This window comes from Endozoicomonas sp. ALB115 (genome assembly GCF_049310245.1).
In the GTDB taxonomy this organism is placed as follows: Bacteria; Pseudomonadota; Gammaproteobacteria; order Pseudomonadales; family Endozoicomonadaceae; genus Endozoicomonas.
Map to the genome: position 1 here is coordinate 17,111 of NZ_JBLYZG010000024.1, position 24,557 is coordinate 41,667.

7 protein-coding genes are annotated in these 24,557 nt (G+C 51.2%); all 7 read right to left on the bottom strand.

Features of this window, described 5'->3' with window-relative positions; translation table 11 throughout:
* Window positions 1–18 precede the first annotated feature (18 nt).
* Window positions 19–3,540, bottom strand: coding sequence for a DUF1601 domain-containing protein (locus tag ACO6VE_RS12380; RefSeq protein ID WP_422461552.1), 3,522 nt, complete (start codon window positions 3,538–3,540; stop codon window positions 19–21).
* A gap of 59 nt (window positions 3,541–3,599) precedes the next feature.
* Entirely contained in the window at window positions 3,600–7,361 is a 3,762-nt protein-coding gene (locus ACO6VE_RS12385; RefSeq protein WP_422461554.1) for a DUF1601 domain-containing protein, read from the bottom strand.
* A gap of 105 nt (window positions 7,362–7,466) precedes the next feature.
* A complete protein-coding gene (locus tag ACO6VE_RS12390; protein ID WP_422461556.1) occupies window positions 7,467–10,874 on the bottom strand; it encodes a DUF1601 domain-containing protein in 3,408 nt (1,135 codons plus the stop codon).
* A 235-nt stretch (window positions 10,875–11,109) separates the two neighbouring features.
* Window positions 11,110–14,013 (bottom strand): DUF1601 domain-containing protein, encoded by a 2,904-nt coding sequence (locus ACO6VE_RS12395; RefSeq protein WP_422461558.1) that lies wholly within the window; start codon window positions 14,011–14,013, stop codon window positions 11,110–11,112.
* Window positions 14,014–14,164: 151 nt separating this feature from the next.
* Window positions 14,165–17,182, bottom strand: a complete 3,018-nt coding sequence (locus ACO6VE_RS12400) for a DUF1601 domain-containing protein (RefSeq protein WP_422461560.1) — start codon at window positions 17,180–17,182, stop codon at window positions 14,165–14,167.
* A 106-nt stretch (window positions 17,183–17,288) separates the two neighbouring features.
* Window positions 17,289–20,708 carry a DUF1601 domain-containing protein gene (locus tag ACO6VE_RS12405; RefSeq protein WP_422450748.1) on the bottom strand — a complete coding sequence of 1,140 codons (3,420 nt, stop codon included), beginning with the start codon at window positions 20,706–20,708 and terminating at the stop codon, window positions 17,289–17,291.
* 106 nt (window positions 20,709–20,814) lie between these two features.
* Complete coding sequence (locus ACO6VE_RS12410) at window positions 20,815–24,498, bottom strand: DUF1601 domain-containing protein (protein ID WP_422461562.1); 3,684 nt, start codon at window positions 24,496–24,498, stop codon at window positions 20,815–20,817.
* Between the last annotated feature and the right edge of the window lie 59 nt (window positions 24,499–24,557).

Consider the following 24,557-nt stretch of genomic DNA (forward strand, 5'->3'; position numbering starts at 1 on the left):
GCTGTGCGGTTCAGAAGTTCATTTTGCTGAGAGGTTTACCCTGGTTTTTATTTGATCAATACATAATGTCATTGAATCCTGGTTACCAAGCTGGTTAACCGGGATTTCAATGACCTCAAATCCTGCTTTTTGCAACAGTGCGATTTTAAGCAGAGTCGACCCATTCCTGGCTTTGCAATCACCATCCACGTAATGAAAGGGGCCCTGAACCTCAATCACAATGTTGTGATCTGGCAGCAGCAGGTCAACCGGAGGTAAAAAGTTCAGACTCTTTTCTTCTTCAATCTGCAAAGTGGGAAGGCATAATTGGAGTTGCTCACGGAAGAAGGTTTGAGGTTTTGAAATGACGGTCTGGTAACGGGGGAAGAACGGACAAGGTACCCCAAGCCAACTTGCGGCCATGGCAATGATGGATTGATCTTCTTCATTGTCCGGGAAGTCTGTTTTCAGCCGGGTAAACAGTTCATCCAAAGGCTTTTCAAACTCATTATTTTTATTGCCATTGGAGACCAGGGACAGCCTGGCACAGCATACCATTACTCCCCAGAGAGACATCAATATCGCTTGCCTGGAGACCTGGGGGTTGCCACTGATTCGGTAGACGAGGGATTTGAACGTCGATATCACCACGTTCAGCTCAACGAGTTCACCCAGCTTCGCCATGGCCCACAACAGGTTGGCGATATGCTGAGAAGTAAATTGATCTTTCAGTGCGTTCACGAGGGGTAACAGCGCGCCCACGGTATCATTGAACTCTGGCGTCTGCTCCTGTCCTTTGTCCATCAGTTTCGCCATGGCCCACAGCAGGTTGGCGATATGCTGAGGAATAAATTGGTCTTTCTGTGTGTTCACGTGGGGCAACAGTGCCGCCACGGCCTCGTTGAGCTCCGGCGTCTGTTCCTGCCCGTTGTCCACCAGTTTCGCCATTGCCCACAACAGGTTGGCGGTACCCTGTGGTTCAAAGTTAGCTTTCTGTGGGCTAACGTGGGGCAGCAGCGCGGCCACGGCCTCTTTGAGCCCCGGTATCCACTTCAGCCCGTTGTCCAGCAGTTTCGCCATGGCCCACAGCAGGTTGACAATATGCTGAGGAATCAATTGGCCTTTCTGTGCGTTCACACAGGGCAACAGCGCGGTTATAGCCTTGATGAACTCTGTTGTCGGCTCATACCCATTGTCTACCAGTTTGGCCATGGCCCACAGCACGTTGGCGATTTCCTGTGGTTTAAAGTTAACTTTCTGCTCGTTCACGTGGGGCAACAGTGCAACCAGAGCTTCGTTGAGTTCTGGTATCCGGTCCTTCATGTTGTCCACCAGTTTCGCCATGGCCCACAGCAGGTTGGCGATGCCCTGAGGTTTAAAATTGGCTTTCTGTGCGTTCACCTGGTGCAGCAGCCCGGCCATGACCGCGTTGGGCTCTGGTGTCGACTCCCCTTTGTCCATCAGTTTTGCCATGGCCCACAGCAGGTTGGCGATATGCTGAGGAATGAATTGCTCTTTATGAGTGTTCACATGGGGTAACAACGCGGCCGCAGCTTCTTTGAGCCCCGATGTCTGCTCCAGCCCGTTGTCCGCCAGTTTCGCCATGGCCCACAGCACGTTGGCGATTTCTTGTGGTTTAAAGTTGGCTTTATCTGCGTTCACGTGTGCCAGTAGCGCGGCCACGGCCTCTTTGAGCTGTGGTGTCCGCTTCAGCCCGTTGTCCACCAGTTTCGCCATGGCCCACAGCTGGTTGGCAATATGCTGGGGAATAAATCGGTATTTCTGTGCGCTCACATGGGGCAACAGCGCGGTCACGGCCTCGTTGAACTCGGGTGTCCACTTGTGCCCGTTGTCCACCAGTTTTGCCATGCTCCAAATCAGGTTGGCGATTTCCTGACGTTTAAAGTTAGCTTTCTTTATGTCCACCTGGGACAAAAGCGCGGTCACAGCCGCATTGAAATCGGGTGTCCGCTCCTGACCGTTGTCCATCAGTTTCACCATGGCCCACAGCAGGTTGGCGACACCCTGGGCATTAAATTGTTCTTTTTGTGCCTTCACACAGGGCAACAGCGCGGCCACGTCCTTGTTGAGCCCCGGTGTCTGATCCTGGCCGTTGTCCACCAGTTTCGCCACAGCCCACAGCAGGTTGGCGATACCCTGTGGTTTAAAATTTGCTTTCTGTTCTTTCACTTTGTGCAATAGCGCGGCTACGGCCTCTTTGAGTTCTGGTGTCTGCTCCTGCCCATTGCTCACCAGTTTTGCCATGGCCCAAATCAGGTTGGCGATATGCTGGGCATTAAATTGGTCTTTCTGTGCGTTTATATGGGGCAACAGTGTGGCTACGGCTTCGTTTAGCTCAGGTTTCTGTTCCTGCCCGTTGATCACCAGTCTCGCCATGGCCCACAGCAGGTTGACGAGATGTTGAGGAGTACATTGGGCTTTCTGTTTGTTCACGCGGGGCAACAATGCGGTCACGGCATCGTTGAGTTCGGGTGTCCATTCGTGCCCGTTGACCAACAGTTTCGCAATGGCCCACAGCTGGTTGGCGATATCCTGGGCATTAAATTGATCTTTCTTTGCCTTTACGCGGGGCAACAGCGCAGTCACAGCCTTTTTGAGTTCCGGTGTCTGCTTCTGCCCGTTGTCCACCAGTTTCGCCATGGCCCACAGCAGGTTAGTGATTTCCTGTGGTTTAAAGTCAGCTTTCTGTGCGTTCACGCAGGGTAACAGGGCAGCCATGGCCTCTTTGAGTTCTGGTGTCTGCTCCTGGCCGTTCTCCACCAGTTTCGCTAAGGCCCACAGCAGGTTGGCGGTATGCTGAGGTATAAATTGGTCTTTCTGTGCATCCACGTGTGGCAACAGCGCGGCCACGGCCTCCCGGAACTCTGGTGTGTGCTTCTGGCCGTTGTCCACCAGTTTCGCTATGGCCCACAGCAGGTTGGCGATTCCCCGGGCATCAATATCCCATGCTGCAGCTTTGCGGTTGCACTTGAATATTATTGCAGCCAGCAGCGTTGACAATAAGGCAGCTTGTGTCCGCTTAACACGCTGATCCATGGTGTTATCAGGGGTAAAAACACCCGCTGAAGTAAATGAATGAAGTGTTGTCGTCAGGCTTCGCCAATTCCAGCTCCGTGTTACTGTGAAATTTTGCAGAAAACGCATCAGCTGGCTTTGTTCAGCTCGATTTAAAGGTCTTTTAGAAACTAACGTGTAATTTTTAATTGAACTGGCATATTGTCCGTGATCTCTCCCATCATAGCGATCACCGAAACGATTCGATTTACTCAGCAGGCCATCCATTATTGCCTGCCTGGTGAGGGTATTGAAATCTTGAGCAGGGTTTACTGAACGGTACTGTAGATGCTGTGAAGAGCGTGTGAAAGAAGAATGGTCAAATTCATTACGCCCCGGGGCAGTGCGGGGGGGATTATTCCATTGTCTGACGGTGGTATGTCTATATCGCCCACGCCTTGAAGAAGCGGTATGGTCACCCGGTTGGCTGTAACCATTATCTGATCTTGCGTATTGACCACTGATGCCGACAGAGCTTCTGTCCATAATTATATTTCATTAATTCATGGAAATATAAAAAGCAGACTGTGGTTTTGTTCAGAAGTTCATTTTGCTGGAATGTGAAAACGGTTCCTGGGTCGAGAGGAGGGGGTTCCTCGCTTTTTTTTCTTCCTCTTGGCTGGTTTGCCGGTTTGTTCTTTTGACTGTTCTTCGGCGGTTAAGTAACCGTGATCTGAGGGTTGCCTGTCATCAGCAGTAATGCATGCCTCATCTGCCCACCTTTTTGTAATTGATACAGAGCCATCCCCCTGTGGCGGGATCCCTGTCCTGGTTTTTATTTGATCAATGTATGGTTTCATTAAATCCTGATTGTCAAGGCTGTTAACCGGAATTTCAATGACCTCAAATCCTGCTTTTTGCAACAGTGCGATTTTCAGCAGAGTCGAACCATTCCTGGTGTTGAAATCACCACCCACGTAATGAGACGGTCCCTGAACTTCAATCACGATATTGTAATCTGGCAGTAGCAGGTCAACCGGAGGCAATGAGTTCAGACTCTTTTCTTCTTCAATTTTCAGAGATGGGATAGATGATTGGAGTTGATCGCGGAAGTCGGCTTGGGTTTTTGAAATGTTTGTCTGGTAATGGGGGACGACCGGACAGGTTCTGCCAAGCCAACTTGCGGCCATGATCATGATGGATTGATCCTCTTCATTATCTGGTAGGGTCTCTTCCAGGCGCGTCAACAGGTCATCCATGTGCTTTTCAAACACGTTATTTTTATTGGTTTTGGAGTCTAGAGCCAACCTGGCACAGCATACCATGACTCCCCAGAGAGACATCGATATCTCTTCCTTATTAGAAAACTGAAGGTTTTTACTGATTCGATAGACAAGCGATTCGAACGTAGAGGTAGTCAGGTTCAGCTCAACGAGTTCACCCAGCATCGCCATGGCCCACAACAGGTTGGCGATATGCTGAGAAATAAATTGCTTCTTCTTATCGTTAACATCGGATAGCAACGCGGCCACAGCTTCTTTGAGCCCTGGTGTCTGCTCCAGCCCGTTGTCCACCAGTTTCGCAATGGCCCACAGCACGTTGGCGATATGCTGAGGAATAAATTGGTCTATCGGTGTTTTCACGTGGGGTAACAGTGTAGCCACGGCCTTTTTGAGCTCCGGCGTCTGTTCATGCCCGTTGTCCACCAGTTTCGCCATGGCCCACAGCAGGTTGGCGGTACCCTGGGCATTAAATTGGTCTTTCTGTGCATTCACGTGGAGCAACAGTGCGGCCAAAGCTTCTTTGAGCTCTGGAGTTTGCTTCAGCCCTTTGTCCACCAGCTTCGCCATGGCCCACAGCAGGTTGGCGGTACCCTGGGCATTAAATTGGTCTTTCTGTGCATTCACATGGGGCAACAACGCGGCCACAGCTTCTTTGAGCCTTGGTGTCTGCTCCAGCCCGTTGTCCGCCAGTTTCGCCATGGCCCACAGCACGTTAGCGATTTCCTGTGGTTTAAAGTTAGCTTTCTCCGTGTTGATGCATGGCAACAGCGCGGCCATGGCCTCCTTAAACTCTGGTGATCGCTCCTGCCCGTTGTCCACCAGTTTCGCCATGGTACACAGCAGGTTGGCGATACCCTGTGGTTTAAAATTGGCTTTCTGTGCGTTCACCTGGTGCAGCAGCCCGGCAATGACCGCGTTGGGCTCAGGTGTCGACTCCCCTTTGTCCATCAGTTTTGCCAGGGCCCACAGCAGGTTGGCGATATTTTGAGGAATAAATTGCTCCTTCTGAGCGTTCACACGGGGCAACAACGCGGCCAGAGCTCCTTCGAGCCCTGGTGTCTGCTCCAGCCCGTTGTCTGCCAACTTCGCCATGGCCCACAGCACGTTAGTGATTTCCTGTGGGTTAAAGTTAGCGTTCTCCGTGTTGATGCATGGCAACAGCGCGGCCATGGCCTGGTTAAACTCTGGTGTTCGCTCCTGCCCGTTAGCCACCAGTTTCGCCATGGCCCACAGCAGGTTGGCGATATGCTGAGAAATAAATTGGTCTTTCTGTGTGTTCACGTGGGGCAACAGCGCCCCCAGGGCCTTGTTGAACTCTGGTGTCCGCTCCTGCCCGTTGTCCATCAGTTTCGCCATCGCCCACAGCAGGTTGGTGATTTCCTGGGCATTAAATGTTTTTTCTGGTGCCTTCACAAAGGGCAACAGCGCGGCCACGGCCTCTTTGAGTTCTGGTGTCTGTTCCTGGCCGTTCTCCACCAGTTTCGCCATGGCCCACAGCAGGTTGGCGATACCCTGTGGTTTAAAATTTGCTTTCTGTTCTTTCACTTTTGGCAACAGCGCGGCCACGGCCTCTTTGAGTTCTGGTGTCTGTTCCTGGCCGTTCTCCCCCAGTTTCGCCATGGCCCACAGCAGGTTGGCGATACCCTGTGGTTTAAAATTTGCTTTCTGTTCTTTCACTTTTGGCAACAGCGCGGCCACGGCCTCTTTGAGTTCTGGTGTCTGTTCCTGGCCGTTCTCCCCCAGTTTCGCCATGGCCCACAGCAGGTTGGCGATACCCTGTGGTACAAAATTTGCGTTCTGTTCTTTCACTTTTGGCAACAGCGCGGCCACGGCCTCTTTGAGCCCCGGTGTCTGCTTCTGCCCGTTGTCTACCAGTTTTGCCATGGCGCACAGCAGGTTGACGAGATGTTGAGGAGTAAATTGGGCTTTCTGTTTGTCCACGCAAGGCAACAATTTGTTCACGCAAGGCAAAAATTTGTTCACGCAAGGCAACAATGCGGTCACGGCATCGTTGAGTTCGGGTGTCCATTTGTGCCCGTTGACCAATAGTTTCGCGATGGCCCACAGCTGGTTGGCGATATCCTGGGCATTAAATTGATCTTTATTTGCCTTCACGCGGGGCAACAGCGCAGCCATAGCCTTTTTGAGTTCTGGTGTCTTCTGCCCGTTATCCACCAGTTTCGCCATGGCCCACAGCAGGTTAGCGATTTCCTGTCGTTTAAAGTCAGCTTTCGGTGCGTTCACGAGGGGCAAAAGCCCGGCCACGGCCTCATTGAGCACTGGTGTTCGCTTCTGCCCATTGTCCACCAGTTTCGCCATGGCCCACAGCAGGTTGGCAATATGCTGAGGAATAAATGGGTCTTGCTGTGCGTTTATGTGTGGCAACAGTGCGGCCACAGCCTCTTTGAGCGCTGATTTTCGCTCCTGCCCGCTGTCTACCAGTTTTGCCAGGGCCCATAGCAGGTTGGCGACACCCTGGGCACCAATATAGCTGGTATCAGTTTTTTGGTTGCACTTGAATATGATTGCATCAAGTAGTGCTGACAATAAGCGAGCTTGAGTATGCTTAACACGCTCATCCATTGGTTTATGAGGGGTGAAAACACCCGCTGAAGTAAATGAGTGAAGTGTTGTCGTCAGGCTTAACCAATTCCAGCTCCGCGTTGCGGTGAAATTTTGCAGCAAATGCATCAGCTGGCTTTGTTCCGCTCGATTTAACGGTCTTTTAGACGTTGACGTGTATTGTTTAATCGAACTGGCAAATTGACCGTGATTTTTCCCATTATAGCGATGACCGAAACGATCCGATGCTCTCACCAGATCATCCATTATTTCCTGTGTGATGAGGGCATTAAAACCTTGAGCAGGGTTTACTTTACGGCGCTGTAGAGATTGAGAAGGGGGTGTGCCAGAAGAATGGTCAACATTAGGCCCCGGGGCAGTGGGGGGGGATTTATTCGATTGTCTGACGGTGGCATGCCTATGTTGCCCACGCTTTGAAGACGCCGCATGGTTACCTGGTTGGTTGCAACCATTACCTGATCTTGCGTATTGACCACTGATACCAGCAGAGCTTCTGTCCATAACTATATTTCATTAATTCATGAAAATTTAAAAAGCAGACAGCGGTTCTGTTCAAAAGTTCATTTTGCTGAAAAGTTTACTTGAGTCATGATGGGAGAAAGACGATTACGGGCTGTTTGTTTTCTTCCTCTTTGCCGGGTTGGTTTGTTCTTCTGAATGTTCTTCGGCGGTTAAGTCACCGTGATCTGAGGGTTGCCTGTCATTAGCAGTAACGCATGCCGCATCTGCCCACCTTCTTTTAAGTGATACAGAGCCGTGCCCCTGTGGCGGGATGGCTATCCTGATCTTTATTTGATCAATATATGGTTTCATTAAATTGTTGTTCAAAAGCCGGTTAGCCGGGATTTCAATGACCTCAAATCCTGCTTTTTGCAGCAGTGCGATTTTCAGCAGAGTCGAACCATTCCTGGTTTTAAAATCACCACCCACATAATGAGAGGGACCCTGAACTTCAATCACCATGTTGTGATCTGGCAGTAGCAGGTCAACCGGAGGTAATGAGTTCAGACTCTTTTCTTCTTCAATCTGCAAAGAGGGAATGCATGATTGGAGTTGATTGCGGAAGTCGGCTTGAGGTTTTGAAATAGTTGTCCGGTAATGGGGGACGACAGGACAGGCCCTACCAAGCCAACTTGCTGCCATGGCAATAACGGATTGATCCTCTAAGTTATCCGGAGATGTATTTTTCACGCGAGTAAACAAGTCATCCATGTGCTTTTCAAGCCAGTGATTGTTATTGGCGTCTGGTGACAACCTGGCACAGCATACCATTACTCCCCAAAGGGACATCAATATCGTTTGCTGAGAGAGCTGAGGATTTTCACTGATGCGGTCGACAAGCGATTCGAACGTAGAGATAACCACGTTCAGCTCAAGGAGTTCACCCAGTTTCGCCATGGCCCACAGCAGGTTGGCGATTCCCTGGGCTTTAAATTGGTCTTTCTTTGCGTTCACGTGAGGCAACAGAGCAGTCACGGCCTCGTGAAGCCCTGTTGTTCGATCCTGCCCACTATCCATCAGTTTCGCCATTGCCCACAGCAGGTTGGCGATACCCTGTGGTTTAAAGTTACCTTTCTGTGCGTTCACGTGTGGCAAAAGCGCAGCCACGGCCTCTTTAAGCTGTGGTGTCCTATCCTCCCCGTTGTCCAGCAGTTTCGCCATGGCCCACAGAAGGTTAGCGATTCCCAGGGCATTAAATTGGTCTTTATGTGTGTTTACGTGGGGCAACAGGGCGGCCACGGCCTTTTTGGGCTCTGTTGTTAGCTCTTGCCCGTTGTCTACAAGTTTCGCTATGGCCCACAGCAGGTTGGCGATACCCTGTGGTTTAAAGTTTGCTTTCTGTGCGCTCACGTGGGGCAACAGCGCAGCCAACGCCTCGTTGAACTCTGGTGTTCGCTTTTGCTCGTTGTCCACCAGTTTCGCCATGGCCCACAGCAGGTTGGCGATATGCTGAGGAATAAATTGGTCTTTGTTTGCGTTCACGTGGGGCAACAGCGCGGCCACGGCATCATTGAGCCCTGGTGACCACTTCTGCCCGTTGTCCAACAGTTTCGCTATGGCCCACAGCAGGTTGGCGATACCCTGTGGTGTAAAATGAGCTTTCTGTGCGTTCACGTGGTGCAACAACGCGGCCACGGCCTCTTTGAGACCCGGTATCCACTCCTGCCCGTTGTTCACCAGTTTCGCCATGGCCCACAGCAGATTGGCGATACCCTGTGATTCAAAGTGAGCTTTCTGTGCGTTCACTTGGGACAACAGCGCGGCCACGGTCTCGTTGAGTTCTGGAGTCTGCTCGTGCCCGTTGTCCACCAGTTTCGCCATGGCCCACAGCAGGTTGGCGATACCCTGGGCATCAAATTGGTCCTTCTGTGCGTTCACATGGGGCAACAGCGCAGCCACGGCCTCTTTGAGCTCTGGTGCCCGCTCTAGCCCACTGCCCACCAGTTTCGCCATGGCCCACAGCAGGTTGACAATACCCTGTGGTTTAAAGTTAGCTTTCTGTTCATTTACGTGGGGTAACAGCGTAGCCACGGCCTCGTTGAGTTCTGGTGTCTGTTCCTGTCCGTTGTCCACCAGTTTTGCCATGGCCCACAGCAGGTTGGCGATATGCTGAGGAATAAATTGGTTTTTTTTGGGGTTCACGTGGGGCAACAATGCGGCCACAGCCTCTTTGAGCCCTGGTGTCAACTCATGCCTGTTATCCACCAGTTTCGCCATGGCCCACAGCAGGTTGGCAATTTCCTGTGGTTTAAAGTTGGTTTTCTGTGCGTTCACGAGGAGCAACAGTGCGGCCACGGCCTCGTTGAACTCTGGTGTCTGCTCCTGCCCGTTGTTCACCAGTTTCGCCATGGCCCACAGCAGGTTGGTGATTTCCTGTGGTTTAAAGTGAGCTTTCTGTGCGTTCACGAGGGGCAACAGCACGGCTACGGCCCCGTTGAGCCCTGGTGTCTGCTCGTGCCCGTTGTCCACCAGTTTCGCCATGGCCCACAGCAGGTTGGCAATTTCCTGTGGTTTAAAGTGAGCTTTCTGTGCGTTCACGAGGGGCAACAGCACAGCTACGGCCCCGTTGAGCCCTGGTGTCTGTTCGTGCCCGTTGTCCACCAGTTTCGCCATGGCCCACAGCAGGTTGGCAATTTCCTGTGGTTTAAAGTTATCTTTCTGTGCGTTCACGTCGGGCAATAGCCTGGCCAGGGCCTCATTGAGCCCCGGTGTCCGCTCCTGGCCCTTGTCCACCAGTTTCGCCATGGCCCATAGAAGGTTGGCGACACCCTGGGCATTAAATTGGTCTTTCTGTTCGTTCACGAGGGGCAACAGTGCGGCCACAGCCTCGTTGAACCCTGGTGTTCGCTCCTGCCCGCTGTCTACCAGTTTTGCCATGGCCCACAGCAGGTTGGCGACACCCTGGGCATCAATATCCCTGGATTGAGGTTTTTGGTTGCACTTGAATATTATTGCATCAAGTAGCGTTGACAGTAACGCAGCTTGAGTATGCTTAACACGCTCCTCCATGGGGTTATGAGGGGTAAATACACCCGCTGAAGTCAATGAATGAAGTGTTGTCGTCAGGCTTCGCCAATTCCAGCTCCGTGTTACGGAAAAATTTTGCAGTGAACGTATCAGCTGGCTTTGTTCTGCTCGATTTAATGGTCTTTTAGACGCTGACGTGTATTTTTTAATTGAATTGGCATATTGACCGTGATGTCTCCCATCGTAGCGATCACCGAAACGATAAGATTTACTCACCAGGTCATCCATTATTTCCTGTCTGGTGAGAGCATTAAAATCTTGAGCTGGGTTTACTGAACGGTACTGTAGATGTTGAGAAGAGCGTGTGAAAGAAGAATGGTAAAATTCATGACGCACCGGGGCAGTGCGGGAGGGGTTATCCCATTGTTTGACTGTGGCATATATATATCGTCCACGCCGTGAAGAAGCGGCATGGCCACCCGGTCGGTTATAATAATTATCTGATCTTGTGTATTGACCACCGATACCAGCAGAGTTTCTATCCATAACTATATTTCATTAATTCATGAGAATATAAAAAGCAGACTGCTGTTCTGTTCAGAAGTTCATTTTGCTGGAATGTTGATCAATGTAAGCAGTGGGAGAAACTCATCTGCTCCTGATGCCAACCATCCATTATCTTCAAATCATCCGGGGCGAAATTCAGGGGCAACAGGTCTTCAGCTGGTAGAACTTTACTTGAATGTGAAAACGGTTCCTGGGTGGAAGGGAGGGGGGGGGGTTACTGGCTGTTTTTTCTCTTCCTCCTGCCTGGTTTGCCGGTTTGTTCTTCTAACTGTTTTTCGGCGGTCAGGTAACCGTGATCTGAGGGTTGCCTGCCTTTATCAGCAGTAACGTATGCCGCATCTGCCCACGTTCTTTTAAGTGATACAGAGCCATGCCCCTGTGGCGGGATGCCTGTCCTGGACTTTATTTGATCAATGTATGGTTTCATTAAATCCTGATTCCAAAGCCTGTTAACCGGAATTTCAATGACCTCAAATCCTGCTTTTTGCAACAGTGCAATTTTCAGCAGAGTCGAACCCTTCCTGGTTTTGAAATCACCACCCACGTAATGAGAGGGCCCCTGAACTTCAATCACCATGTTGTGATCTGGCAGTAGCAGGTCAACCGGAGGTAATGAATTCAGACTCTTTTCTTCTTCAATTTGCAGAGATGGAATACATGATTGGAGTTGATCGCGGAAGTCGGATTGAGGTTTTGACATGATTATCTGGTAATGGGGGACGAACGGGCATGATCTCCCAAGCCAACTTGCGGCCATGGCAATAACGTATTGTTCCTCTTCATTATTGTCTGGATTGTCTGGGAATGTATTTTCCAGGCGAGTAAACAGATCATCCATGTGCTTTTCAAGCCAGTTATTTTTGTTGGCATCGGAGACCAGATACAATCTGGCACAGCATACCATTACTCCCCAGAGGGACATCAATATCGCTTGCTGAGAGAACTGAGGGTTGCCACTGATTCGGTAGACAAGCGATTTAAACGTGGATGTTACCACGTTCAGCTCAATGAGTTCGCCCAGTTTCGCCATGGCCCATAGCAGGTTAACAGTCTCCTGTGGTATTAAGTTAGCTTTCTGTGCGTTCACACGAGGCAACAGCGCGGCCACGGCCTCGTTGAGCTCTGGTGTCCACTCTTGTCCGTTGTCCACCAGTTTTGCCATGGCCCACAGCAGGTTGGCGATTTCCTGTGGTTTAAAGTGAGCTTTCTGTATGTTCACGTGGGATAGCAGGGCGACCACAGGCTCTTTGAGTTCTGGTGTCCGTTCTTGCCCGTTGTCCAGCAGTTTCGCCATGGCCCACAGCAGGTTGGCGATTTCCTGTGGTTTAAAGTGAGCTTTATGTGCGTTCACGTGGGGCAACAACGCGGCCACGGTCTCTTTGAGTCCTGGTGTCCGCTCCTGCCCGTAGTCCACCAGTTTCGCCATGGCCCACAGCAGGTTGGCAATACCCTGTGGTTTAAAGTTAGCTTTCTTTGCGATCACCTGGGGCAACAGCGTGGCCACAGCCTCTTTGAGCCCTGGTGCCCGCTCCAGCCCGCTGCCCACCAGTTTCGCCATGACCCACAGCAGGTTGGCAATAGCCTGGGCATTAAATTGGTCTTTCTGTGCGTTCACGTTGGGTAACAGCGCGGCCACGGCCTCTTTGAGCCCTGGTGTCCGCTCCTGCCCGTAGTCCACCAGTTTCGCCATGGCCCACAGCAGGTTGGCAATACCCTGTGGTTTAAAGTTAGCTTTCTTTGCGATCACCTGGGGCAACAGCGTGGCCACAGCCTCTTTGAGCCCTGGTGCCCGCTCCAGCCCGCTGCCCACCAGTTTCGCCATGACCCACAGCAGGTTGGCAATAGCCTGGGCATTAAATTGGTCTTTCTGTGCGTTCACGTTGGGTAACAGCGCGGCCACGGCCTCTTTGAGCCCTGGTGTCCGCTCCTGCCCGTAGTCCACCAGTTTCGCCATGGCCCACAGCAGGTTGGCAATATGCTGAGGTATAAATCGGTCTTTCAGTGCGTTCACGCAGGGCAACAGCACGATCACGGTCTCTTTGAGCCCTGCTGTTTGTTCCTGCCCGTTGCCCACCAGTTTTGCCATGGCCCACAGCAGGTTGGTAATACCCTGTGCATTAAATCGGTCTTTATGTGCGTTTACCCGGGACAACAGCGCGGCCACGGCCTCGTTGAACGCTGGTGTCTGTTCCTGCCCGTTGTCCACCAGTTTCGCCATGGCCCACAGCAGGCTGGCGATTTCCTGTGGTTTAAAGTGAGTTTTCTGTGCGTTCACGTCGGGCAATAGCCTGGCCACGGCCTCATTGAGCCCTGGTGTTCGCTCCTGCCCGTTGTCCACCAGTTTCGCCATGGCCCACAGCAGGTTGGCAATATGTTGAGGAATAAATGGGTCTTGCTGTGCGTTCATGTGGGGCAACAGTACGGCCACAGCCTCGTTGAGCCCTGATTTTCGCTCCTGCCCGCTGTCTACCAGTTTCGCCATGGCCCACAGCAGGTTGGCGACACCCTGGGCACCAATATAGCTGGTTTCAGCTTTTTGGTTGCACTTGAATATTATTGCATCAAGCAGTGTTGACAATAAGGCAGCTTGAGTAAACCTAACACGATCATTCAAGGGGCTATGAAGGGTAAAAACACCCGCTGAAGTCAATGAATGAAGTGTGGTTGTCAGGCTTCGCCAATTCCAGCTCCGCGTTGCTGTGAAATTTTGCAGAAAACGCATCAGCTGGCCTTGTTCCGCTCGATTTAACGGTCTTTTAGCAGCTAACGTGTATTTTTTAATTGAACTGGCATATTGACCGTGATCTCTCCCATCATAGCGATCACCGAAACGATAAGATTTACTCAGCAGGCCAGCCATTATTTCCTGTCTGGTGAGGGTATTGAAATCTTGAGCAGGGTTTACTGAACGGTACTGTAGATGTTGTGAAGAGCGTGTGAAAGAAGAATGGTAAAATTCATTACGCCCTGGGGCAGTGCGGGAGGGGGTATCCCATTGTCTGACTGTGGCATATCTATATCGTCCACGTCTTGAAGAAGCGGCATGGCCACCCGGTCGGTTATAATAATTATCTGATCTTGCGTATTGACCACTGATACCAGCAGAGCTTCTATCCATAACTATATTTCATTAATTCATGAGAATATAAAAAGCAGACTGCTGTTCTGTTCAGAAGTTCATTTGGGGCGAAATTCAGTGACAACAGGCCTTCAACGTTGGTAGAACTTTCCTGGAATGTGAAAACGGTTCCTGGGTCGAAGGGAGAGGATTACTGGCTGGTTGTTTTCTTCCTCTTTCCTGGTCTGCCGGTTTGCTCTTTTGAATGTTCTTCGGCGGTTAAGTAACCATGATCTGAGGGTTGCCTGCCTTTATCAGCAGTAACGTATGCCTCATCTGCCCACCTTCTTTTAACTGATACAGAGCCATGACGTTGTGACGAGATGTCTACCCTGGCCTTTATTTGATCAATACATCGTTTCATTGAATTCCGGTTCCAAAGCATGTTAATTGGGATTTCAATGACCTCAAATCCTGCTTTTTGCAACAGTGCGATTTTCAGCAGCGTCGAACCATTCCTGGTTTTGAAATCACCACCCACGTAATGAGAGGGACCCTGAACTTCAATCACCATGTTGTGATCTGGCAGTAGCAGGTCAACCGGAGGCAATGAGTTCAGACTCTTTTCTTCTTCAATCTGCAAAGAGGGAAAGCTTGATTGGAGTTGATCGCGAAAGTCGGATTGACGTTTTGACATGGTAGTCTGGTAATGGGGGACGACCGGGCACGCTCTCCCAAGCCAGCTTGCGGCCATAGCAGTGATGGATTGATCTTCTTCATTGTCTGGGGAGGTGTTTTCCAGACGAGTAAACAGGTCATCCATGTGTTTTTCAAGCCAGTTATTGTTATTGGAGTCTAGAGACAACCTGGCACAGCAAACCATTACTCCCCAGAGAGACATCAATATGTTTTGCTGTGAGAGCTGAGGGGTTTCACTGATTCGGTAAACAAGCGATTCGAACATAGAGGTAACCATGTTCAGCTCAACGAACTCACCCAGTTTCGCCGTGGCCCACAGCAGATTGGCGATTTCCTGTGGTTTAAAGTTAGCTTTCTGTGTGTTCACGTGGCGCAACAGCGCGGCCACGGCCTCGTTAAACTCTGGTGTCCGCTCCTGCCCGCTATCCACCAGTTTCGCCATGGCCCACAGCAGGTTGGCGATAGCCTGTGGTGTAAAGTTATCTTTCTGTGCGTTCACGTGTGGCAACAGCGTGGCCAGGGCCTCTTTAAGCTCTGGTGTCCTATCCTGCCCGTTGTCCAGTAGTTTCGCCATGGCCCACAGCAGGCTGGCGATTTCCTGTGGTTTAAAGTTAGCTTTCTCTGGGTTCACTTGTGGCAACAGCACGGCCACGGCCTCTTTAAGCTGCAGTGTCCGCTCCTGCCCGTTGTCCACCAGTTTCGCCGTGGCCCATAGCAGGTTGGCGATTTCCTGTGGTTTAAAGTTAGCTTTCTGTGTATTCACGTGGGGCAACAGTGCGGCCACGGCCTCTTTGAGCGCTGGTGTCCGCTTCTGCCCGCTGTCAACCAGTTTCGCCATGGCCCAAAGCAGGATGGTGATACCCTGGGCATTAAATTGGTCTTTCTGTTCGTTCACGTGGGGCAACAACGCGGCCACGGCCTCTTTGATCTCTGATGTCCGCTCCTGCCCGTTGTCCACCAGTTTCGCCATGGCCCACAGCAGGTTGGCGAAATGCTGAGGAATAAATTGGTCTTTCTGTGCATTCACGCAGGGCAGCAGCGCGGCCACGGCCTCGTTGAGCCCTGGTGTCCGCTGCTGGCCGTTGTCCACCAATTTCGCCATGGCCCACAGCAGGTTGGTAATACCCTGTGCATCAAATCGGTCTTTATGTGCGTTTACCCGAGACAACAGCGCGGGCACGGCCTCGTTGAACTCTGGTGTTCGCTCCTGCCCATTGTCCACCAGTTTCGCCATGGCCCACAGCAGGTTGGCGATTTCCTGTGGTTTAAAGTGAGCTTTCTGTGCGTTCACGCAGGGCAACAGCGCAACCACACCCTCGTTGAGCTCTGGCGTCTGCTCCTGCCCGTTATCCACCAGTTTTGCCATGGCCCACAGCAGGTTGGTGACACCCTGGGCATTAAATTGTTCTTTCTGTGCGTTCACGTGGGGCAACAGCGCGACCACGGCCTCGTTGAACTCTGGTGTCTGCTCCTGCCCGTTGTCCACCAGTTTCGCCATGGCCCACATCAGGTTGGCGATTTCCTGTGGTTTAAAGTGACCTTTCTGTGCGTTCACGTAGGGCAATAGCCTGGCCACGGCCTCATTGAGCCCTGGTGTCCGCTCCTGCCCGTTGTCCACCAGTTTCGCCATGGCCCACATCAGGTTGGCGATTTCCTGTGGTTTAAAGTGACCTTTCTGTGCGTTCACGTAGGGCAATAGCCTGGCCACGGCCTCATTGAGCCCTGGTGTCCGCTCCTGCCCGTTGTCCACCAGTTTCGCCATGGCCCACAGCAGGTTGGCAATATGTTGAGGAATAAATTGGTCCTTCTGTGTGTTCACGTGGGGCAACAGTGCGGCCACAGCCTCGTTGAGCACTGGTTTTCGCTCCTGCCCGCTGTCTACCAGTTTCGCCATGGCCCACAGCAGATTGGCGACACCCTGGGCACCAATATAGCTGGTTTCAGCTTTTTGGTTGCACTTGAATATTATTGCATCAAGCAGTGTTGACAATAAGGCAGCTTGAGTAAACCTAACACGATCATTCAAGGGGCTATGAAGGGTAAAAACACCCGCTGAAGTCAATGAATGAAGTGTGGTTGTCAGGCTTAGCCAATTCCAGCTTCGCGTTGCTGTGAAATTTTGCAGCAATCGCATCAGCTGGCTTTGTTCCGCTCGATTTAACGGTCTTTTAGACGCTGACGTGTATTTTTTAATTGAACTGGCATATAGACCGTGATCTCTCCCATCATAGCGATGACCGAAACGATAAGCTTTACTCACCAGGCTATCCATTATTTCCTGTTTGATGAGAGCATTAAAATCTTGGGCATTGCTTATTGAATGGCACAGTAGATATTGAGAAGAGTGTGTAGCAGAAGAATGGTAAATTTCATTACGCCCCGGGACCGTGCGGGATGGGTTATCCCATTGTCTGACTGTGGCATATCTATATCGTCCACGCCGTGAAGAAGCGGCCTGGTTATCCGGTTGGTTGTCATCATTGCCTGATCTTGCGTATTGACCACTGATACCAGCAGAGCTTCTATCCATAACTATATTTCATTAATTCATGAGAATATAAAAAGCAGACTGCTGTTCTGTTCAGAAGTTCATTTTGCTGGAATGTGAAAACGGTTCCTGGGTCGAAGGGCAGGGATTACTGGCTTTTTGTTTTCTTCCTGTATCCTGGTTTGCCGGTTTGCTCTTCTGAATGTTCTTCGGTGGTTAAGTAACCGTGATCTGAGGGTTGCCCGCCTTTATCAGCAGTAACGTATGCCTCATATGTCCACTCACTTTCAAGTGATACAGAACCATGCTCCTGTGGCGAGATGCCTATCCTGGTCTTTATTTGATCAATGTATGGTTTCATTAAATCCTCATTCCATAACCTGTTAACCGGAATTTCAATGACCTCAAATCCTGCTTTTTGCAACAGTGCGATTTTCAGCAGAGTCGAACCCTTCCTGGTTTTGAAATCACCACCCACGTAATGAAACGGTCCCTGAACTTCAATCACCAGGTTGTGATCTGGCAGGAGCAGGTCAACCGGAGGCAGTGAGTTCAGACTCTTTTCTTCTTCAATCTGCAAAGAGGGAAAGCATGATTGGAGTTGATCGCGGAAGTCGGATTGAGGTCTTGACCTGATAGTCTGGTAATGGGGGACGAACGGGCATGCTCTCCCAAGCCAACTGGCGGCCATGGCAATGATGCGTTGATCCTCTTCATTGTGCAGGAATGTATTTTCCAGACGGGTAAACAGGTCATCCATGTGCCTTTCAAGCCAGTTATTTTTGTTGGCATCAGAGACCAGAGACAATCTGGCACAGCATACCATTAACCCCCAGAGAGACATAAATATGTCTTGCTGAGAGAGCTGAGGATTTTCACTGATTCGGTAGACAAGCGCTTCGAACGTAGAGATAACCACGTTCAGTTCAAGGAGTTCACCCAGTTTCGCCATGGCCCACAGCAGGTTGGCGATTCCCTGTGGTTTAAAGTTAGCTTTCGCTGCGTTCACGTGAGGCAACAGCACAGCCACGGCCTCGTTAAACTCTGGTGTCCGCTCCTGCCCGCTATCCGCCAGTTTCGCAGTGGCCCACAGCAGATTGGCGATTTCCTGTGGTTTAAAGTTAGCTTTCTGTGTGTTCACGTTGCGCAATAGCGTGGCAACGGCCTTGTTAAACTCTGGTGTCCGCTCTTGCCCGCTATCCACCAGTTTCGCCATGGCCCACAGCAGGCTGGCGATTTCTTGTGGTTTAAAGCTATCTTTCTGTACGTTCACGAAGGCCAACAGCCTGGTTACGGCCTTTTTGAGCTGTGGTGTTCGCTCCAGCCCCTTATCAACCAGTTTCGCCATGGCCCAAAGCAGGTTGGCGATTTCCTGTAGTGTAAAGTTACCTTTCTGTGCGTTCACGTGGGGCAACAGCGTGGCCAAGGCCTCTTTGAGCTGTGGTGTCCGCTCCAGACCCTTATAAACCAGTTTCGCCATGGCCCATAGCAGGTTTGTGATTCCCTGGGCATTAAATTGGTCTTTATGTGCGTTTACGTGGGGCAACAGCGCGGCCACGGCCTTGTTGAGCCCTGGTGTCTGCTCGTGCCCGTTGTCCACCAGTTTCGTTATGGCCCACAGCAGGTTGGCGATATGCTGAGGAATAAATTGGTCTTTATGTGCGTTCACTTGGGATAAAAGCGCGGTCACAGTCTCTTTGAGCCCTGGTGTTTGCTCCTGCCCGTTGTCTACCAGTTTTGCCATGGCCCACAGCAGGTTGGTGATACCCTGTGGTGTAAAGTTTGCTTTCTGTGCGCTCACGTGGGGCAACAGCGCAGCCACAGCCTCTTTGAGCCCTGGTGTCAACTCATGCCTGTTATCCACCAGTTTCGCCATGGCCCATAACAGGTTGGCGATTTCCAAGGCATTAAATTGTTCTTTCTGTGCGTTTACGTGGGGTAACAGCGCGGCCACGGCTTTGTTGAGCCCTGGTGTCTGCTCTTGCTCGTTGTCCACCAGTTTCGCCATGGCCCACAGTAGGTTGGCGATATGCTGAGGATTAAATTGGTTTTTTTTTGCGTTCACGTGGGGCAACAGCGCAGCCACCGCCTCGTGGAACTCTGGTGTTCGCTTTTGCCCGTTGTCCACCAGTTTCGCCATGGCCCACAGCAGGTTGGCGATACCCTGTGGTTTAAAGTTTGCTTTCTGTGTGCTCACGTGGGGCAACAGCGCAGCCACTGCCTCGTTGAACTCTGTTGTTCGCTTTTGCCCGTTGTCCACCAGTTTCGCCATGGCCCACAGCAGGGTGGCGATACCCTGTGCTGTAAAGTTAGCTTTCTGTGCGCTCACGTGGGGCAACAGTGCGGCCTCGGCCCCGTTGAGCACCGGTGTTTGCTCCTGCCCGTTGTCCACCAGTTTCGCCATGGCCCACAGCAGGTTGGCGATTTCCTGTGGTTTAAAGTGAGCTTTCTGTGCGTTCACGTGGGGCAACAGCGTGGCTACGGCCTCTTTGAGTTCTGGTGTCTGTTCCTGCCCGTTGTCCACCAGTTTTGCCATGGCCCACAGCAGGTTGGCGATATGCTGAGGAATAAATTGGTTCTTTTTTGCGTTCACGTGGGGCAACAGTGCGGCCACAGCCTCTTTGAGTCCTGGAGTCAATTCATGCCTGTTATCCACCAGTTTCGCCATGGCCCACAGCAGGTTGGTAATGCCCTGGGTGTTAAATTGGTCTTTCTGTGCTTTAACGTGAGGCAATAGCCTGGCCACGGCCTCATTGAGCCCTGGTGTTCGCTCCTGCCCGTTGTCCACCAGTTTCGCCATGGCCCATAGCAGGTTGGCAATATGCTGAGGAATAAATTGGTCTTTCTGTGCGTTCACGTGGGGCAATAGTGCGGCCACAGCCGTGTTGAGCCCTGGTGTTCGCTCCTGCCCGCTGTCTACCAGTTTCGCCATAGCCCACAGCATGTTGGCGATTTCCTGGGCACCAACATAGCTGGCTTCATGTTTTTGGTTGCACTTGAATATTATTGCATCAAGCAGTGTTGACAATAAGGCAACTTGAGTATGCTTAACACGCTCATCTATGGGGCTATGGGTAGTAAAAACACCTGCTGAAGTAAATGAGTGGAGTGTCGTCGTCAGGCTTCGCCAATTCCAGGTCCGCGTTGCTGTGAAATTTTGCAGCAAACGCATCAGCTGGCTTTGTTCCGCTCGATTTAACGGTCGTTTAGCAGCTGACGTGTATTTTTTAATTAAGCTGGCATATTGACCGTGATGTCTCCCATCATAGCGATCACCGAAACGATAAGATTTACTCAGCAGGCCATCCATTATTTCCTGTTTGGTGAGGCTATTGAAATCTTGAGCAGGGTTTACTGAACGGTACTGTAGATGTTGAGAAGAGCGTGTGAAAGAAGAATGGTAAAATTCATTACGCCCCGGGGCAGTGCGGGAGGGGGTATCCCATTGTCTGACTGTGGTATATTTATATCGTCCACGCCTTGAAGAAGCGGTTTGGTCATCCGTTTTTTTGTCATCATTGCCTGATCTTGCGTATTGACCACTGATACCAGCAGAGCATCTATCCATAACTATATTTCATTAATTCATGGAAATATAAAAAGCAGACTGCGGTTCTGTTCAGAAGTTCATTTTGCAGTAATGTGGAAACGGTTCCTGGGTCGAAGGGAGAGGATTACTGGCTGTTTGTTTTCTTCCTCTTGGCTGGTTTACCGTTTTGTTCTTCATGATGTTCTTCGGCGGTTGAGTAACCATGATTTGAGGGTTGCCTGCCTTTATCAGCAGTAATGTATACCGCATCTGCCCAACTTCTTTTAAGTGGTACAGAGCCATGCCCCTGTGGCGGGATCCCTGTCCTGATTTTTATTTGATCAATGTATGGTTTCATTAAATCCTGATGGCAAAGCCTGTTAACCGGAATTTCAATGACCTCAAAACCTGCTTTTTGTAACAGTGCGATTTTCAGTAGAGTCGAACCATTCCTGGTGTTGAAATCACCACCCACGTAATGAGACGGTCCCTGAACTTCAATCACTATGTTGTGATCTGGCAGGAGCAGGTCAACCGGAGGTAATGAATTCAGACTCTTTTCTTCTTCAATCCGCAAAGAGGGAAAGCATGATTGGAGTTGATCGCGAAAGTCGACCTGGGTTTTTGAAATATTTGTCTGGTAATGGGGGACGACTGGACACGTTCTGCCAAGCCAAATGGCGGCCAGGGCAAGGATGGATTGATCATCTTCATTGTTCGGGAATGTATTTTCCAGGCGAGTAAACAGGTCATCCATGTTCTTTTCAAGCACGTTAATGTTATTGGTATTGGAGAACAGAGACAATCTGGCACAGCATACCATGACTCCCCAGAGAGACATCGATATGTCTTGCTGAGAGAGCTGAGGGTTGTCACTGATTCGGTAGACAAGCGATTCGAACGTGGATGTAACCACGTTCAGGTCAACGAGTTCACCCAGTTTCGCCATAGCCCACAGCAGGTTGGCGATGCCTTGGGCATTAAATTGGTCTGTTTGTGCGTTCACGTGTGGCAACAGCGCGGCCACGGCCTCATTGAGTTCTGGTGTCTGCTCCTTCCCGCTGTCCACCAGTTTTGCCATGGCCCAGAGCAGATTGACGATTTCCTGTGGTTTAAAGTTAGCTTTCTGTGGGTTCACGTGGGGCAGCAGCCCGACCAGGGCCTCATTGAACTCCGTTGTCCGCTCCTGCCCGTTGTCCACCAGTTTCGCCATGGCCCACAGCAGGTTGGCAATACCCTGTGGTGTAAAGTTAGCTTTTTGTGCGTTCACGTGGGGTAACAGTGCGGCCACGGCCTCATTGAACTCTGTTGTCCTCTCCTCGCCGTTGTCCACCATTTTCGCCATGGCCCACAGCAGGTTGGTGATACCCTGAGGTTTAAAGTTGGTTTTCTGTGCGTTTACGAGGAGCAACAGTGCGGCCACGGCCTGTTTGAGTTCTGGTGTCTGCTCCTGCCCGTTGTCCACCAGTTTCGCTATGGCCCACAGCAGGTTGGCAATTTCCTGAGGTTTAAAGTTGGTTTTCTGTGCGTTCACGAGGAGCAACAGTGCGGCCACGGCCTCTTTGAGTTCTGGTGCCTGCTCCTGCCCGTTGCCCACCAGTTTCGCCATGGCCCACAGCAGGCTGGCGATTTCCTGTGGTTTAAAGTTGGTTTTTTGTGCGTTCACGAGGAGCAACAGTGCGGCCACGGTCTGTTTGAACCCTGGTGTCTGCTCCTGCCCGTTGTCCAGCAGTTTCGCCATGGCCCACAGCAGGTTGGCGATATGCTGAGGGATAAGTTGATCTTTCTTAGCGTCCAGGTAGGGCAACAGCGCGGCCACGACCTCGTTGAGCCCTGGTGACCGCTCCAGCTCGCTGTCCATCAGTTTCGCCATGGCCCACAGCAGGTTGGTAATATCCTGGGCATTGAATTGGTCTTTCTGCGCCTTCACGTGGGGCAACAACACGGCTACGGCCACTTTAAGTTCTGGTGTCCGCTCCTCCCCTTTGTCCACCAGTTTCGCCATGGCCCACAGCAGGTTGGCGATTTCCTGTGGTGTAAAGTTAGCTTTCTGTGCGTTCACGTGGGGCAACAGCACGACCACGGCCTCGTTGAGCCCTGGTGTCTGCACCAGCCCTTTGTCAACCAGTTTCGCCATGGCCCATAGCAGGTTGGCGATATGCTGAGGAATAAATAGGTTTTTCTGTGCGTTCACGTGGGGCAACAGCCCGGCTACGGCCTCTTTGAGTTCTGGTGTCTGCTCCTGCCCGTTGTCCACCAGTTTTGCCATGGCCCACAGCAGGTTGGCGATTTCCTGTGCTTTAAAGTTAGCTATCTGTGCATTTACGTGGGGCAACAGCGTGGTCACGGCCTCTTTGAGCTCTGGAGTCTGCTCCTGCCTGTTGTCCATCAGTTTCGCCATGGCCCACAGCAGATTGGCGATACCTTGTGGTTTAAAGTTAGCTTTCTGTGCGTTCACGTAGGGCAACAGCACGGCCTCGGCCTCGTTGAGTTCTGGTGTTTGCTCCTGGCCGTTGTCTACCAGTTTCGCCATGGCCCACAGCAGGTTGGCGATTTCCTGTGGTTTAAAGTTAGCTTTCTGTACGTTCACGTGGGGCAACAACGCAACCAGAGCCTCTTTGAGCCCTGGTGTTTGCTCCTGCCCGTTGTCCACAAGTTTCGCCATGGCCCACAGCAGGTTGGCGATTTCCTGTGGTTTAAAGTTATCTTTCTGTACGTTCACGTGGGGCAACAGCGCGACCACGGCCTCATTGAACTCTGTTGTCCGCTCCTGCCCGTTGTCCACCAGTTTCGCCATGGCCCACAGCAGGTTGGCGATACCCTGTGGTCTGAAGTTAGCTTTTTGTGCGTTCAATTGGTTCAACAGCGCGGCCAAGGCCTCTTTGAGTGCTGGTATTTGCTCCTGCCCGTTGTCCACCAGTTTTGCCATGGCCCACAGCAGGTTGGCGATACCCTGTGGGTTAAAGTTAGCTTTCTGTGTGTTAACGTGGGGCAGCAGCGCGGCCACGGCCTGTTTGAGTTCTGGTGTCTGCTCCTGGCCGTTGTCCACCAGTTTCGCCATGGCCCACAGCAGGTTGGCGATACCCTGTGGGTTAAAGTTAGCTTTCTGTGTGTTAACGTGGGGCAGCAGCGCGGCCACGGCCTCGTTGAGCTCTGGCCTCCGCTTCTGCCTGTTGTCCGCCAGTTTAGCCATGGCCCATAGCAGGTTGGCGATTCCCCGTGCATCAATGTCCCTGGCTTGAGGTTTTTGGTTGCAGTTAAATATTATCGCATCAAGTAGCGTTGACAATAAGTTAGCTTGAGTAAGCTTTACACGCTCATCCATGGGGTTATGAGGGGTAAAAACACCTGCTGAAGTCAATGAATGAAGTGTTGTCGTCAGGCTTAGCCAATTCCAGCTCCGTGTTGCTGTGAAATTTTGCAGCAAACGCATCAGCTGGCTTTGTTCAGCTCGATTTAACGGTCTTTTAGCAGTTGACGTGTATTTTTTAATTGAACTGGCATATTGACCGTGAAGTCTCCCATCATAGCGATCACCGAAACGATAAGATTTACTCACCAGATCATCCATTATTTCCTGTTTGGTGAGAGCATTAAAATCTTGAGCAGGGTTTACTGAACGGTACTGTAGATGTTGAGAAGAGGGTGTGAAAGGAGAATGGTAAAATTCATTACGCCCCGGGGCAGTGCGGGAGGGGTTATCCCATTGTCTGACTGTGGCATATCTATACCGTCCACGCCTTGAAGAAGCGGCTTGGTTACCCGGTTGGTTGTAATCATTATCTGATCTTGTGTATTGACCACTGATACCAGCAGAGTTTCTATCCATAACTATATTTCATTAATTCATGAGAATATAAAAAGCAGACTGCTGTTCTGTTCAGAAGT

Excerpts from the sequence above, each read along its gene's own strand:
- ACO6VE_RS12380 (WP_422461552.1), bottom strand. The coding sequence starts at position 3,540 with ATGGACAGAAGCTCTGTCGGCATCAGTGGTCAATACGCAAGATCAGAT.
- ACO6VE_RS12385 (WP_422461554.1), bottom strand. The coding sequence starts at position 7,361 with ATGGACAGAAGCTCTGCTGGTATCAGTGGTCAATACGCAAGATCAGGT.
- ACO6VE_RS12390 (WP_422461556.1), bottom strand. The coding sequence starts at position 10,874 with ATGGATAGAAACTCTGCTGGTATCGGTGGTCAATACACAAGATCAGAT.
- ACO6VE_RS12395 (WP_422461558.1), bottom strand. The coding sequence starts at position 14,013 with ATGGATAGAAGCTCTGCTGGTATCAGTGGTCAATACGCAAGATCAGAT.
- ACO6VE_RS12400 (WP_422461560.1), bottom strand. The coding sequence starts at position 17,182 with ATGGATAGAAGCTCTGCTGGTATCAGTGGTCAATACGCAAGATCAGGC.
- ACO6VE_RS12405 (WP_422450748.1), bottom strand. The coding sequence starts at position 20,708 with ATGGATAGATGCTCTGCTGGTATCAGTGGTCAATACGCAAGATCAGGC.
- ACO6VE_RS12410 (WP_422461562.1), bottom strand. The coding sequence starts at position 24,498 with ATGGATAGAAACTCTGCTGGTATCAGTGGTCAATACACAAGATCAGAT.